Origin of the sequence: Streptomyces sp. NPDC060049, from assembly GCF_042736715.1 — a bacterium.
In the GTDB taxonomy this organism is placed as follows: domain Bacteria; phylum Actinomycetota; class Actinomycetes; order Streptomycetales; family Streptomycetaceae; genus Streptomyces.
In genome coordinates this window covers 73,629-86,734 of the sequence record NZ_JBHWVV010000014.1, presented here as the reverse complement: position 1 = coordinate 86,734, position 13,106 = coordinate 73,629, and the positions used below count along the sequence as shown (strand labels likewise).

Annotated in this window: 11 protein-coding genes; 3 read left to right on the top strand and 8 right to left on the bottom strand. The window is 72.5% G+C overall.

Features of this window, described 5'->3' with window-relative positions:
• Window positions 1-119: 119 nt before the first annotated feature.
• On the bottom strand, window positions 120-437 hold the full coding sequence (locus ACFWBY_RS25295) for a protease inhibitor I42 family protein (RefSeq protein WP_385337593.1): 318 nt from the start codon (window positions 435-437) through the stop codon (window positions 120-122).
• 39 nt (window positions 438-476) lie between these two features.
• On the bottom strand, window positions 477-2,384 hold the full coding sequence (locus tag ACFWBY_RS25290) for a C1 family peptidase (RefSeq protein ID WP_385337596.1): 1,908 nt from the start codon (window positions 2,382-2,384) through the stop codon (window positions 477-479).
• 249 nt (window positions 2,385-2,633) lie between these two features.
• On the opposite strand from ACFWBY_RS25290, the gene ACFWBY_RS25285 reads away from it, so the two are divergent.
• Window positions 2,634-3,863 (top strand): DUF1266 domain-containing protein, encoded by a 1,230-nt coding sequence (locus ACFWBY_RS25285; RefSeq protein WP_385409705.1) that lies wholly within the window; start codon window positions 2,634-2,636, stop codon window positions 3,861-3,863.
• A 78-nt stretch (window positions 3,864-3,941) separates the two neighbouring features.
• Here ACFWBY_RS25285 and ACFWBY_RS25280 read toward each other — a convergent pair whose 3' ends face one another.
• From ACFWBY_RS25280 to pdhA, 5 genes are all read right to left on the bottom strand, one after another.
• Window positions 3,942-4,691, bottom strand: coding sequence for a hypothetical protein (locus ACFWBY_RS25280; protein WP_385337601.1), 750 nt, complete (start codon window positions 4,689-4,691; stop codon window positions 3,942-3,944).
• A 63-nt stretch (window positions 4,692-4,754) separates the two neighbouring features.
• The gene (locus ACFWBY_RS25275) at window positions 4,755-5,687 is read right to left on the bottom strand and encodes a GNAT family N-acetyltransferase (RefSeq protein WP_385337603.1); all 933 of its coding nucleotides are present in this window, start codon (window positions 5,685-5,687) and stop codon (window positions 4,755-4,757) included.
• A gap of 152 nt (window positions 5,688-5,839) precedes the next feature.
• On the bottom strand, window positions 5,840-7,270 hold the full coding sequence (locus ACFWBY_RS25270; protein ID WP_385337659.1) for a dihydrolipoamide acetyltransferase family protein: 1,431 nt from the start codon (window positions 7,268-7,270) through the stop codon (window positions 5,840-5,842).
• 31 nt (window positions 7,271-7,301) lie between these two features.
• Complete coding sequence (locus ACFWBY_RS25265) at window positions 7,302-8,282, bottom strand: alpha-ketoacid dehydrogenase subunit beta (RefSeq protein WP_385337606.1); 981 nt, start codon at window positions 8,280-8,282, stop codon at window positions 7,302-7,304.
• Between the two features lie 5 nt (window positions 8,283-8,287).
• Window positions 8,288-9,496, bottom strand: coding sequence for a pyruvate dehydrogenase (acetyl-transferring) E1 component subunit alpha (pdhA, locus tag ACFWBY_RS25260; RefSeq protein ID WP_385337609.1), 1,209 nt, complete (start codon window positions 9,494-9,496; stop codon window positions 8,288-8,290).
• A 589-nt stretch (window positions 9,497-10,085) separates the two neighbouring features.
• Between pdhA and ACFWBY_RS25255 the strand changes: the two genes are divergently transcribed.
• Both ACFWBY_RS25255 and ACFWBY_RS25250 read left to right on the top strand, forming a co-directional pair.
• The gene (locus tag ACFWBY_RS25255; protein WP_385337611.1) at window positions 10,086-10,757 is read left to right on the top strand and encodes a response regulator; all 672 of its coding nucleotides are present in this window, start codon (window positions 10,086-10,088) and stop codon (window positions 10,755-10,757) included.
• A 152-nt stretch (window positions 10,758-10,909) separates the two neighbouring features.
• A complete protein-coding gene (locus tag ACFWBY_RS25250; RefSeq protein WP_385337614.1) occupies window positions 10,910-11,326 on the top strand; it encodes a pyridoxamine 5'-phosphate oxidase family protein in 417 nt (138 codons plus the stop codon).
• A 79-nt stretch (window positions 11,327-11,405) separates the two neighbouring features.
• Here ACFWBY_RS25250 and ACFWBY_RS25245 read toward each other — a convergent pair whose 3' ends face one another.
• A complete protein-coding gene (locus ACFWBY_RS25245) occupies window positions 11,406-12,983 on the bottom strand; it encodes a protein kinase (RefSeq protein WP_385337617.1) in 1,578 nt (525 codons plus the stop codon).
• Window positions 12,984-13,106: the final 123 nt, after the last annotated feature.

Genomic DNA, 13,106 nt, shown 5'->3' with positions numbered 1-13,106 from the left:
GCGCACAGCTTAGATACAACAGGGGTGCAAGCTGCCGCCCGTCCAGGATGCGGACCCCACCGGCGGGGGACCCACCTGCGCTCACTCCCCCGCCCCACCGGCGGGGGACCCACCTGCGCTCACTCCCCCGGCGCCGCCACGGCCACGTCCAGGACGAACTCGTCGTACGGCGCCTCCTGCGGGTACGGCGGCCGGACCTGCGCGAACCGGATCCGCGCCCGGCCGCCCGCCAGGGCCCGTACGACGTACACGCGCTCGACGCTCGCCCCGGGCAGCGCCGGCTCCGCGGAGGCGGCGGGGGGCGGGCCCTCGGACACCGCGACGACGCCCGCGTCCCCGGTCACCTGCCAGGTCCACACGTAGCCGCGCGCACCGCGCCCGGTCAGCCGCAGCTCGTACCGCTCACCCGGGGCGAGCGCCACCTCGCGTACCTCCACGCGCACTCCTCTTGGCCCGGCCCACCGGTCCGGGGTCCCTCACGCGGGGCCGATCACGGCCCCTTCGTGCCAGCCCGCGCCGTCGCGCCAGTAGTGCTGGAGCAGGCGGTCGGTGCGCAGGGCGATCACCTCCAGGTTGAACCCGAAACTGCCCTGGAGCATCCCGGTGACGGCCAGCACGTCGTGGCCGAAGACCGCGGAGCGCCGCCAGGGCGTGCCGCCCGCGTTGCCGCGCCACCAGTGCTCGATCCGGCCGCCCCCGCCCGTCACGCACAGCTCGTAGTTCCCCGCGGTGTCCTCGTCGGCCGCCCCGTACTGCGCCTCGATCATGCAGGGGGCCGAGGTGACACCGCTGCCGAAGACCTCGCCGGGGCGCCACACGAAGCCGTTCGGGTCGTCGCGCCACCACAGCTGCATCCGGCCGTCGGTGCGGGCCGCCACCAGGTCGAGGCGGCGGGAGCGGGTCTGGATCAGGGCCGGGCCGTAGTGGGCGATGCCGGAGGCGAAGCGGCCGCCGTCGTTCCAGGTCCAGGGGGCGCCGTTGATCCGCCACCAGTGGTTCAGGCGGCCGTCGGCGGTGCTGACGACCACCTCGAAGTTGCCCGGCGCGCCGTAGTCGCTCTGGATGAAGGCCGGGGTCGAGCCGATCGCCGCGTCGCCGGGGCCGAAGGCACCGCCGTCGCGCCAGGCGCCGCCGGACTGCTCGTAGTACCAGTGGCGCAGCCTGCCGCCGGTGGTGACGTGCAGGGTCTCCATGTTCCGGTTGTAGGTGGTCCCCGTGAAGGCCGGCTGCCCGGAGGCGTCCGACGCGAAGGCCCGGCCGCGCGCCCACGGGAAGGGGTCGTCGCCCCCGCGCCACCAGTGCTGGAGCGAGCCGCCGCCGCCCCGCGCCGCCATCTCGAAGTTGCGGTGGGCGCGCCCGTTGCCGCTCTCGTAGACGTTCCCGGCGTGCAGGCGGCGCTTGCTCCACGGGTCGATGTTGGTGCCTCGCAGCCCGCACTTGGCCCAGTGGTCGATCTCCGCCTCGCCGTACGCGATCCGGCCGTGGCCGCCGACGTGGTAGCCGGGACCCCAGGAGTTCTTGAAGTGCCAGCAGCCGGCCGCGTCGTCGTAGCCGGTGATCAGGACGCAGTGGCCGCCCGCGAAGCGGTCGCTCGTGCGGTGGTAGACCCCGGAGCCCAGGCCGAAGAAGTCGTCGTAGACGTCGAAGCAGGCCGTCAGCGGTCCTACCGTGTCGAGCCAGACCTTCTGCTGCTCCACGTCGCCGAGCCGGACGTAGTCGCTGATCCTGACGGTGCGCCCGGAGCGGTCCCAGCTCGGGGTGTACTCGGCCCGCCAGGCGTCGCGGCGGTCGGCGGGCGTGCCCGGCGGGGGCGGCGAGTACGGCCAGCAGTCCGGGTCGGCGAGGCCGCCGTTGGCCTGGATCCAGTCGAGCGCCGCCTCGGGGCTTCCCGTCTGCCCGCAGGGGGCCTTCAGTCCGTCGTGCACGTCCCCCTCGGACCGCTCGGCCCATACGTGGTGCTCGATGCGGGCCATCGACTCGACCAGGCCGGCCGCCGCGAACGCCCAGCACGAGCTGCACGGGTTCTGGTCCTTCACCTTGGTGATCCACGGCCGGCCCCAGCGGACGCGCCAGTCCACGGACGCCGGCCGGGCCGCCTGCGCGGTCCCCCCGGACTCCGGCAGCAGGCCGTGCGCCGCCCTGCGCCGGGTGAGGTCCGGATTGCCGCTCGGCCGCCCGACGAGCTCCCGCAGGTCCACGGGTGACACGGACGCGGCGGGCGTGAGGACGGCCCCCGGCGCCAGGCCGAGAGAGGGCCTGGGGACGGGATCGTCATCGGCGAGGTGTTCGCTCACGGACCACCGCGCCCCGTGGGCCGCGAGCTGCGCCCGCAGCTCCCCCGCCGTCTGTACGGATACCTCCGACTGCTCCGACTGCTCCGGCATTCCGGCCCCCCCATTGCAACCGTACGGATCCGGGCCCGGGGAGCGTCCACCGCGCCGCACGGCACGTCAAGGGGGTCCGGGCGGTCGCGCGGCGGCACGGCGGTCGCACGCCGTTCGCGCACGGGCGGGCGCCGTCGCGCGCCGTCGTGCGCGGTCGCCGCCGCCGGGCCGGCGCCCCCCGGATCGCTCCCGTCGTCCCGCGCGTTCCCCCCGGGAAGGGCGCGGCGGCGCCCCGTTAGGCTGACCCGCATGGATGGGTGGATGGCGCCGAGCTCCATCGAGCGGGAGCTCTACGGGGCCAAGACGCGCGGCGACTGGCCGGGTTACCTCGACGCCCTCGCGCGCAGCGAGCTGTTCATGCCCCAGTTCCGCGCGCACGTCGACGCCGAGCCCACGCAGGCCCGCTTCCACCCCGCGCCCGACGGCCGCAGCCTCGCCGTCTACACCCGCGGCATGCTGCCCGCGCCCGACCCGCACACCGTGTACGTCCGCCAGTCCCTCGCGTGGTTCGCCAACGCCTGGGACGCCGCGGACCCGCCCCACCTCGCCGTGAACCCGGGCTCCCCCGCCGAGGCGTACCTGACCACCGCTCCCGCCGACCGGGCCCGCTGGCGCGCGCACTGGGACGCCGTCGCCCCGGCCTGGGGGCTGGCGCCCGGCGCCGTGCACACCCTGCGCACCGGCGGCCCGCTGCACGGGCCCGTCGCGCACGGGCTGGCCGTCGGGGCCCATCTCGCCGTGTCCAACGGGGAGTTCTGGAACGCGCTGGCCTACCACGGCAACGGCTACGTCCGCGAACGCGAACGCTTGCGCAAGGCCTGGGGCATCACCACCCCCGAGGGCTGGCACGACGTCCTGCGCCGCATGCTCGCCGCCGAGATCGTCAGCCCCGTCTGGGAGTTCGCGCTGCGGGTCCGCCGCGTCCTCGCCTCCGACTTCGCCGGCCCCGTCGACGTCGAGCACTGGCGGCACGCGGCCGCCTCGACCCTGCGCCACAGTGCCGAGCGGGCCGCGGAACCGCAGCTCACCCCCGAGGGGGTCACCGTCGCCGAGCCGCGGCCCACCGCCGAGGTCGAGGGCGAGATCGCGGGCGTGCAGCGGCTGATCGGCCGGATCGCCCGCTACGAGCAGCGCTTCCGCGCCGACGGGCTGCTCGACGAAGGGGGCTGGGTCCGCTCCGTCGAAGGCTGGGACTACGGCCGGGCCTCGCAGATGGCCCGTTGGGGCCTGGGTACCCGCTACGGCACCCTCGCCGACGCCGAGCGCGGCGTACTGCGCGCCGGGGAGGCCGCGCGCGAGACGTACCGCTCGTGGGAGGAGTTCTCGGCCGGGTACGCGCTGGGCCGGTGCCTGCACTTCGACGAGGAGGAGTTCGGGGAGTGGTACACGGGCGCGCTGGCCACCCACCTCACCCTGACCACCGACCCGGCGGGCCCCTGGCGCAACATCCCGTGGCGCGCCCAGGCGGACGTGCCGTAGCCGGGCCCGGAGGCACGGAAGCCCGTAGGCCGCTGCGCGTTCCCCCTCAAGGCATGGACGCGGGACGGGAGACGGGTTTCAGGGCAGCTGCGGGCGCAGGGCCGTCCAGGCGTCGGCCGCGGCAGCCAGGGGGTCGGTGGCGGCGAGGTGCTGGCGGGCCGGGGCCATGCACGGGATCAGGTTCTTGATGCGGCGCAGGCGCAGGATCGCGGGGCGCGGCAGGTCCCGCCAGACGCGCGCCTGGGCGGCCGCCTGCGCCGGCGTCAGCTCGAACCGGGCCAGCACGTCCCGGCAGAGCGCGGCGGGGTCGCGGTCGGGGTCACCGTCGGGTCCGGGGCCGAAGCACTGGAGCAAGTAGCTCCGTACGTACGGCTGTTCCTCCTGGCGGCCGGCCCGGCCGATCGCGGCCAGCGCGATCCGGCCCCACCGCAGCCGCACCGCGTCGGGCAGGGACTCGTCCTGCATCCTGGTGGTCGCCACGGCCCGCAGCGGACCCGGATGCGGCTCCTCCAACAGCGAGGGCCCGGTGGCCAGCCACGCCTCCAGTTCCGGGAGCGCGTGTCCGTCCGGCGGCACGTACGTCAGCACCTGCCCCCGGGCGAGGAGCGCGACCACCGCGCCCGCGAGGTGGACCGTGGCCGTGTGACCCGCGTCGAAGAACTCGACCGTGCGCCCGTACCGCTCGATCCGCCGCAGCCCGAGCCGGGACTCCCCGACGGCGTAGACCTGCCCCGGCCGGGCCACTCCGCCGACGCACCGCACCACGCAGACGCCACCCGTGGCATCGGCCGCCTCGACGGCGTACACCTGCAATTCGGCGATGGACACCTTGCCCCACCCCTCTCCCGGCGGGGAGGGTACCGCTTCCCGGCCGGGGCAGGTCTACGCGCCCTAGGAGGGTTCGAGGACCAGGCGGATCTCCGTGATCTCGTAGCCGGCCCGGGTGAAGGCGGCGGCCATGGGTGCGTTCACCGTGTCCGTGGTCGCGGTGATGCGCCGGGCTCCCTCGGAGGCGTGGAAGCGGGTGATCTCGGCGAGGATCTCGTCGATCAGGCCCCGGCCGCGCTGTTCGGGGACGACGCCGAGGTAGCCGACGTTGCGGTGGTACGGGGTCGCGGAGGGGATCGCCATGCCGGCGAGGGTGCCGTCGGGGAGGTGGGCCAGCCGCCACCAGGAGCGCTCGCCCGGGCAGTCGAGGTAGAACTCCATGTCGTCGCGCGCCAGTTCCCCGGCGTCGATCGTGCGCAGCTCGTTCTGCGTGTGCAGGTCCAGGCTGCCGCTCGAGAGGCGGGTGAAGGCGTCGAGGAACTCCTCGTCGGTGCCCTCCCGGAAGACCAGCCGGCCGGTGGGTTCGGCGGTCCCGGCGCCCGGGGTCCACTCGAAGCGCAGCCGTTCGATCTCGCGGGTCAGGCCGGCCCGGGAGGCGGCCTCCTGACGCCAGGCGACCGCGTCGGCCAGGCCGTCGGGGCCGGTGCGCCAGTCTCTGGGCAGGGAGATGTTGTAGTCGGGGAGCTTGCCGAAGGCGGCGTGCCCGGCGGCGAGCAGCTCGGCGGCGACGGCCGCCGGATCGGTCACGGATTCCCGTACCTGGAGGCAGTCGAGCGCGACCGGCCGCTCGCTGTCGGCGCGGCCCCACCACAGGGCGCGGGCCAGGATCCCGCCGTCCTCGTCCTCGGCGAACCAGGTCCACTCGGGACGCATCTGGTGGACGGCGAGCTCCTCGCGGATCTTCTCCGGGGTGAGGGCGGGGAGCGGGCCGTCGGCCGGGTAGGCGAGGGCGCGGTCCAGATCGGTGGGGTCTGCGGCGGCAGAGCGGATCAGCATTTGCTGATGATCACACCGCCGGAGGCGGTTCTCAACGGTGTTTGTGCACGTCAACGCCGGTTGCAGGCGGGCCGGTCGAGGGCGGACCGGCCAGACGGGCCGGTCGAGGGCGGACCGGCCTCCGGGTGGTGCCCGGAGGCCGGTCCGGGCCGTCAGGACCAGGTGATCAGACGGCGGGGGTGCTCCAGGACGGCGGCGATGTCCGCGAGGAAGCGGGAACCGAGTTCGCCGTCGATGAGGCGGTGGTCGAAGGACAGCGCCAGGGTGGTGACCTGGCGGGCCTTGACCTTGCCCTTGTGGACCCACGGCTGGAGCTTGATCGCGCCGACCGCGAGGATCGCGGACTCGCCGGGGTTCAGGATGGGCGTGCCGGTGTCGACGCCGAAGACGCCGACGTTGGTGATGGTGATGGTGCCGTTCTGCATGTCGGCCGGGGAGGTCTTGCCCTCGCGGGCGGTGGCGACCAGCCCGGACAGGGCCTCGGACAGCTCGGGGAGCGTCTTGGCGTGCGCGTCCTTGATGTTCGGGACGATCAGGCCCCGGGGGGTGGCCGCCGCGATGCCCAGGTTGACGTAGTGCTTGAGCACGATCTCCTGGGCCGCCTCGTCCCAGGACGCGTTGACGTCCGGGTTGCGGCGGATGGCCACGAGGACGGCCTTGGCGATCAGGAGCAGCGGGTTGATCCGCAGACCGGCGAGGTCCGGGTCCGCCTTGAGCTCCTGGACCAGCTTCATCGTGCGGGTCACGTCGAAGGTGATGAACTCGGTGACGTGCGGCGCGGTGAAGGCGGAGCCGACCATGGCCTGGGCGGTGACCTTGCGGACGCCCTTGACCGGGATGCGGGTCTCCCGTGCGGATGCCTCGGCCGTGGCCTGGACCGGGGCCGGAGCGGCCGCAGCCGCGGCCGGGGCGGCCGCAGCCGTCGCCGGAGCCGCCGCCTGCGGGGTGATCGCGGCCGCGGCGGCCGCGTGCACGTCCTCGCGGGTCACGATCCCGCCCTCGCCGGTCGGGACCACGGCGGCCAAGTCGATGCCGAGGTCCTTGGCGAGCTTGCGCACCGGCGGCTTGGCCAGCGCCTTGGCTCCTGCGGCGCCGGAAGCCGTGCCGTTCTGGGCCGGGACCACGACGGCCGGCGCGGCCTGGGCTGCCGGCGCGGCCTGGGCGGTGACGCCCGTGCCGTTCTGCGCGGCGACCGCGGCCTGCGGCGCGGCCTTGCGCGGGCGGCGCTTCGTGGAGGCCGTGGAGACTCCGTAGCCGACCAGCACGGGCTGGCGGGCCGCGGGGGCCTCCGGCGCCGCCTCGGCGACCACCGGGGCCGCGGGGGCGGCCTCGGCCACGGCTTCGGCCGGAGCCTCGTCCGCCGGGCCCGTGCGCACCGAGATGATGACCTGGCCGACATCGACCGTCACGCCCTCCTCGAAGAGGAGCGCGTGCACGACGCCGTCGAAGGGGATGGGGAGCTCCACCGCCGCCTTGGCGGTTTCGACCTCGCAGACGACCTGGCCGTCGGTGACGGTGTCACCGGGCTGGACGTACCACTTGAGGATCTCGGCCTCGGTGAGGCCCTCGCCCACATCGGGCATCTTGAATTCGCGGATCGTCACAGGGCTCTCCTCAGTACGCCAGCGAGCGGTCGACTGCGTCGAGCACCCTGTCCAGGCCCGGCAGGTACTCGTCCTCCAGGCGGGCCGGCGGATACGGGGCGTGGTAGCCGCCCACCCGCAGAACGGGCGCCTCCAGGTGGTAGAAGCACCGCTCCGTGATGCGCGCGGCGATCTCCGAACCCACCCCGAGGAACACCGGCGCCTCGTGGACGACCACGAGCCGGCGGGTGCGCTCCACGGACGCCTGCAGACCGTCGAAGTCGATCGGGGACATCGAGCGCAGGTCCACGACCTCCACCGACTTGCCCTCCTCGGCGGCGGCCGCGGCGGCCTCCAGGCAGACCTTCACCATCGGGCCGTAGGCCGCCAGGGTGATGTCGGTGCCCGACCGTGCCACCCGCGAGCCGTGCAGCCCGTCCGGAATGGCCTCGACGTCGACCTCGCCCTTGTCCCAGTAGCGGCGCTTCGGCTCGAAGAAGATCACCGGGTCGTCGCTGAGGATCGCCTGCTGGAGCATCCAGTAGGCGTCGCTCGCGTTCGAGGGGGACACCACCTTCAGGCCGGGGACGTGCGCGAACAGCGTCTCCGGGGACTCCGAGTGGTGCTCGACCGCGCCGATGCCGCCCGCGTAGGGGATGCGGATGACGACCGGCATCTTGATCGTGCCGAGCGAGCGCGCGTGCATCTTGGCGAGCTGCGTGACGATCTGGTCGTACGCCGGGAAGACGAAGCCGTCGAACTGGATCTCCACGACCGGGCGGTAGCCGCGCAGGGCCAGGCCGATCGCGGTGCCGACGATGCCCGACTCGGCGAGCGGGGTGTCGATGACCCGCTCCTCGCCGAAGTCCTTCTGCAGTCCGTCGGTGATGCGGAAGACGCCGCCGAGCTTGCCGACGTCCTCACCCATGATCAGGACCTTCGGGTCCGTCTCCAGGGCCTTGCGGAGCGAGTCGTTGAGCGCCTTCGCGATGGTGAGCTTCTGTACGGCCATGAGGGTCACTCCCCGCCTTCGAAGGAAGCGAGGTAGGCGGCGAACTGCGCGCGCTCCTCGTCGACGAGCGCGTGCCCGTCCGCGTAGACGTTCTCGAAGATCGCCATGGTGTCCGGGTCGGGCATCGAGCGCACGACCTCGCGCACCCGCTTGCCGAGTGCCTCGCTCTCGGCCTCCAGCTCCTCGAAGTACGCCTCGTCGGCGCCTCCGCTCGCCAGCAGGTGGGCCTTCAGGCGCAGGATCGGGTCCTTGGCCTCCCAGGCCGCCGTCTCCTCGTCGCGCCGGTACTTCGTCGGGTCGTCGGAGGTCGTGTGCGCGCCCATGCGGTACGTGAACGCCTCGACCAGCGTGGGGCCCTCGCCCCGGCGGGCACGCTCCAGCGCCCACCGCGTCACCGCGAGGCAGGCCAGCACGTCGTTGCCGTCCACCCGGACGCCCGGGAAGCCGAAGCCCTGCGCGCGCTGGTAGAGCGGCACGCGCATCTGGCGCTCGGTCGGCTCGGAGATCGCCCACTGGTTGTTCTGGCAGAAGAACACCACGGGCGAGTTGTAGACGGCCGAGAAGGTGAAGGCCTCCGCGACGTCGCCCTGGCTGGACGCGCCGTCGCCGAAGTAGGCGATGACGGCCGAGTCGGCGCCGTCCTTGGCCACGCCCATCGCGTACCCGGTCGCGTGCAGCGTCTGGGAGCCGATGACGATCGTGTACAGGTGGAAGTTGTTGGTGGTCGGGTCCCAGCCACCGTGGTTCACACCGCGGAACATGCCGAGGAGGTTCGTCGGATCGACCCCGCGGCACCAGGCCACACCGTGCTCGCGGTAGGTCGGGAAGACGTAGTCGTCGTCGCGCAGTGCCCGGCCGGAGCCGATCTGTGCGGCCTCCTGCCCGAGGAGCGAGGCCCACAGGCCCAGCTCGCCCTGGCGCTGCAGGGCGGTCGCCTCGCCGTCGAAACGGCGGGTCATGACCATGTCGCGGTACAGGCCGCGCAGGTCTTCGGTGGTGATGTCGGCGACGTAGGGCGCGAACTCCGCGACGTCGGGATGGTGCGCGACGTCGACCCTTTCCCCTTCGGGGGTCAGCAGCTGTACGAGCTGGGGCTCGGCGTCATGCGTCTTCGCGGTGGCAGCGGCGGGCTTGGCGGCGTTGGCCGCGCCGGCCGGCCGCTTGGCGCCGCTGCTGCGTCGCGGCTTGCGCGCGGCAGTGCTCTCCACGGTCACGATTGCTCCTCCGTCGGTCCGGCACCCGGGTTCTCCGGGGTCCAGTGCGGCTCACCTGTGTCCCTGCCCGCGCACGGGGTGGGTGCGCTTCGGGTGTGGGATTCAGGCGGACAGGTGCCCCGGCGAGTGCCCTGCGCAATGCACGTTACCCAGTACGCCGCATAACTGCGAAACCCCGTTTGACCTGCGATTTTGCTTGGATTTCCAAGTAAATCGGCTGAAGCGGGAACAACCACTGGTCACAGCCTTGCAGGGGGCCGGAACAACGGCACGTTATCCCGGGCTTCACCTTCAGGGAAGAGTTTGAGTGTTTGAATCCTCGACCCCTTGTACGACGCGTGCGCGGTCCGCGACGTGTCCGCTATCCGGGTCCGGCCGGGCCCGGCGCCGCCCGGCCGACCACTCGGACGGCGGCAACATGTCAGCTTGCTCCGATTACGCCCGCTGCGCCCGCAAAAACGCCTCTTAGAACACTTCGCCGCTAGGATGGACGCAGAAAGGAGCCATGTTCTTGACACGAGTGGCTCTTTTCTGCTGAGTCGCCGCCGGTGGTCATCCGGGGACGCACAACCACTCGGACGGGTAGTCGATGAGCGCACAAGACGGTCAGGCAAAGATCAAGGTTTTCCTCCTGGACGACCACGAGGTGGTGCGCCGGGGCGTGCACGAGCTGCTGTCCATGGAATCCGACATCGAGGTCGTCGGTGAGGCCGGGACGGCCACCGACGCGCTGGTCCGCATCCCCGCCACCCGCCCGGACGTGGCCGTCCTCGACGTCCGGCTCCCCGACGGCAGCGGCGTGGAGGTCTGCCGCGAGGTGCGCTCCCAGAACGAGGACATCAAGTGCCTGATGCTCACCTCGTTCGCCGACGACGAGGCGCTCTTCGACGCGATCATGGCCGGGGCCTCGGGATACGTGCTCAAGGCGATCCGCGGCAATGAGCTGCTCAATGCCGTGCGGGACGTCGCGGCCGGCAAGTCGCTGCTGGACCCCGTCGCCACCGCCCGCGTGCTGGAGCGGCTGCGCGACGGCAAGAACGGCAAGAGCGACGACCGGCTCTCCCACCTCACCGACCAGGAGCGCAAGATCCTCGACCTGATCGGCGAGGGCCTGACGAACCGCGTGATCGGCGAGCGGCTGCACCTGGCCGAGAAGACCATCAAGAACTACGTCTCCAGCCTGCTCTCCAAGCTGGGCATGGAGCGACGCTCCCAGGCCGCCGCCTACGTCGCCCGCCTGCAGGCCGAGAAGAGGAACTAGCACGGGCCCGCGCCCCCCCTGCGGATTACACAGCGTGACGCCCCGGGCCGCCCGATACCCCGGGGCGTTCTGTTCCATTCGGGACCAACGTCCTTGATGTGCGGGGCGAGGTCCTCTTTCCGGCGCCGCGCGGGTACCGGAAGGTGGGTGACATGTCCCCAGAGGAACTCCACGCCATCGAGCTGCTGCGCCGCGTGCCGTACGGCCGGGTGGCCACCAGCATGCGCGCGCTGCCCTTCCTCGCCCTCGCCCGCCACATCGTGGTGGACGGGAAGGTCGTCCTGCGCATGCACGCCGGTTTCGGCTACCACCACGCATGCAATGGCAGCGTGGTCTCCTACGGCGCCGACAACTTCAATTCCCCGGACCCCCAGTTGTGGTCGGTGCAGTTCACGGGCACCGCGAACATCGTCGAACCCACCACGGCCGAGCTGGAATTCTTCGGTCCGGGGCCGCATTTCGTGGACGGCGCGGTCTTCGACCCCGTGTACATGCGCATAGAGCCCCAGCTCGTCACCGTCCACACCCTCGCGGGGAATCTGGACCGGCGCTACCAGCACGCGCTCTGAGCGACTTCGATCGCCCATGCGAACGGCCCGGCAGAATTCCGCCGGGCCGTTCGCATTACTCAGGGTTACGGGTGCGCGGTCACTCTTCCCCGTTCCGCGCGTCGGGGGTCACCGTCGCCGTCGGTGTCGTCGACGGCTTGGGCGTCTTCGACGGCGTCGGACTGGACGACGGGGTGGGGCTGGACGACGGCGTCGGGCTGGAAGACGGCGTAGAGCTCGGTGAGCTCTTGGTGCGCGACGGCGACGGCGAGCCGCTGTCGTACGAGTACGAGGACTCGGGAGTCCTCGACGGCGAGTTCTCCGGCGTCGGAGTGCTCGCCCCGGTGCTCGGGGAAGAAGAGGCGGAGGGGGTCGTGATCGGCGCCGTCGTGTTCGGGTCGGCCCCCTTGCCGCCGATCCCGTTGACCGCGTACGCCACGCCCGCCGCGACCGCCAGGACCGCGAGGACCGCGAACAGCCACAGCTTCCAGCGGCCGCCGCCGGACCGGTCGTCGTAACCGTCGTAGCCGTCGTACCCGCCGGTCCCGCCCTGGCCGCCCGCGCCTCCGCCGGGGAAGGCCGAGCCGTCGTCCGGATTCAGCGGCGGCACCATCGGCTGCTGGAACTGCGAGGTCGAGGAGTGCGCGCCGTACTGGGGCTGGCCGTGGCCGCCAGGCATCGGCATCGCCGTGGTCTGCGAGGGACCGCGCCCGTGGGGCAGCGCCATCGTGACCGGGCCGGTGTTCCAGGTGCCGGTGTTGGACCCCTGGTCGTGCAGCATCTGCAGGGCGTACTGGACCAGCCCGCGCATCTCCTCGGCGCTCTGGAACCGGTCGTCCGGGTCCTTGGCGAGCGAGCGCATGACGAGCCCGTCGAGCTCCTGCGGGATCGAGTGGCCCTCGGGCAGCTGCGAAGGCGGGATCGGCGCGTCCTGGACGTGCTGGTAGACCACCGACAGCGGGGTCTCCCCGGTGAAGGGGGGCCGCAGCGCGAGGAGTTCGTAGAGCAGACAGCCCGTCGCGTACAAGTCGCTGCGGTGGTCCACGGCCTTGCCGAGGGCCTGTTCGGGCGACAGGTACTGCGGGGTGCCCATGACCATGCCGGTCTGAGTCATCGTCGACTGTGCGCCGTGCAGGGCGCGCGCGATGCCGAAGTCCATCACCTTGACCGCACCGGTGTCCGTGATGATCACGTTGGCGGGCTTGATGTCGCGGTGCACGATGCCGTGCTGGTGCGAGTACGCGAGTGCTTCGAGCACACCGGACACGATGATCAGCGCCTGGTCGGGGCCCGGGGCCTCGGCGCTGATCAGCAGGTCGCGGATGGTGCGGCCCTCGACCAGCTCCATGACGATGTAGGGAACGACGTTCGGTCCGACCCGGTCCTCGCCCGAGTCGTACACGGCGACCACGGCATGGTGGTTGAGGCCGGCGACCGACTGCGCCTCACGCGTGAAGCGGGCTTTGGAGACCGGGTCCTCGGCGAGGTCGGGTCGCAGCAGCTTGACGGCCACGGTCCGGCCGAGCCGGACGTCCTCGGCGGCGAACACCTCGGCCATGCCGCCGCGTCCCAGACGGTGGGTCAGCCGGTAACGACCGTCTCCCACCAGGCCGCCCGCGCCCCAGTGCTCAGGACCCTCGGCCATCCCGGCGCCGCTTCCCTCGGGTTCGGGTGCCATCAGTCCTCGCCGTCGTCTGTCTCGGCCGCCGCTCAGCGGTAGGTCCTCGTCGTGTGCTCCGACGAACGCTACAGCCTCGCAACCGGTCACCGTTCGGACAAGGACCCCGGGCGGCCTTGTGGT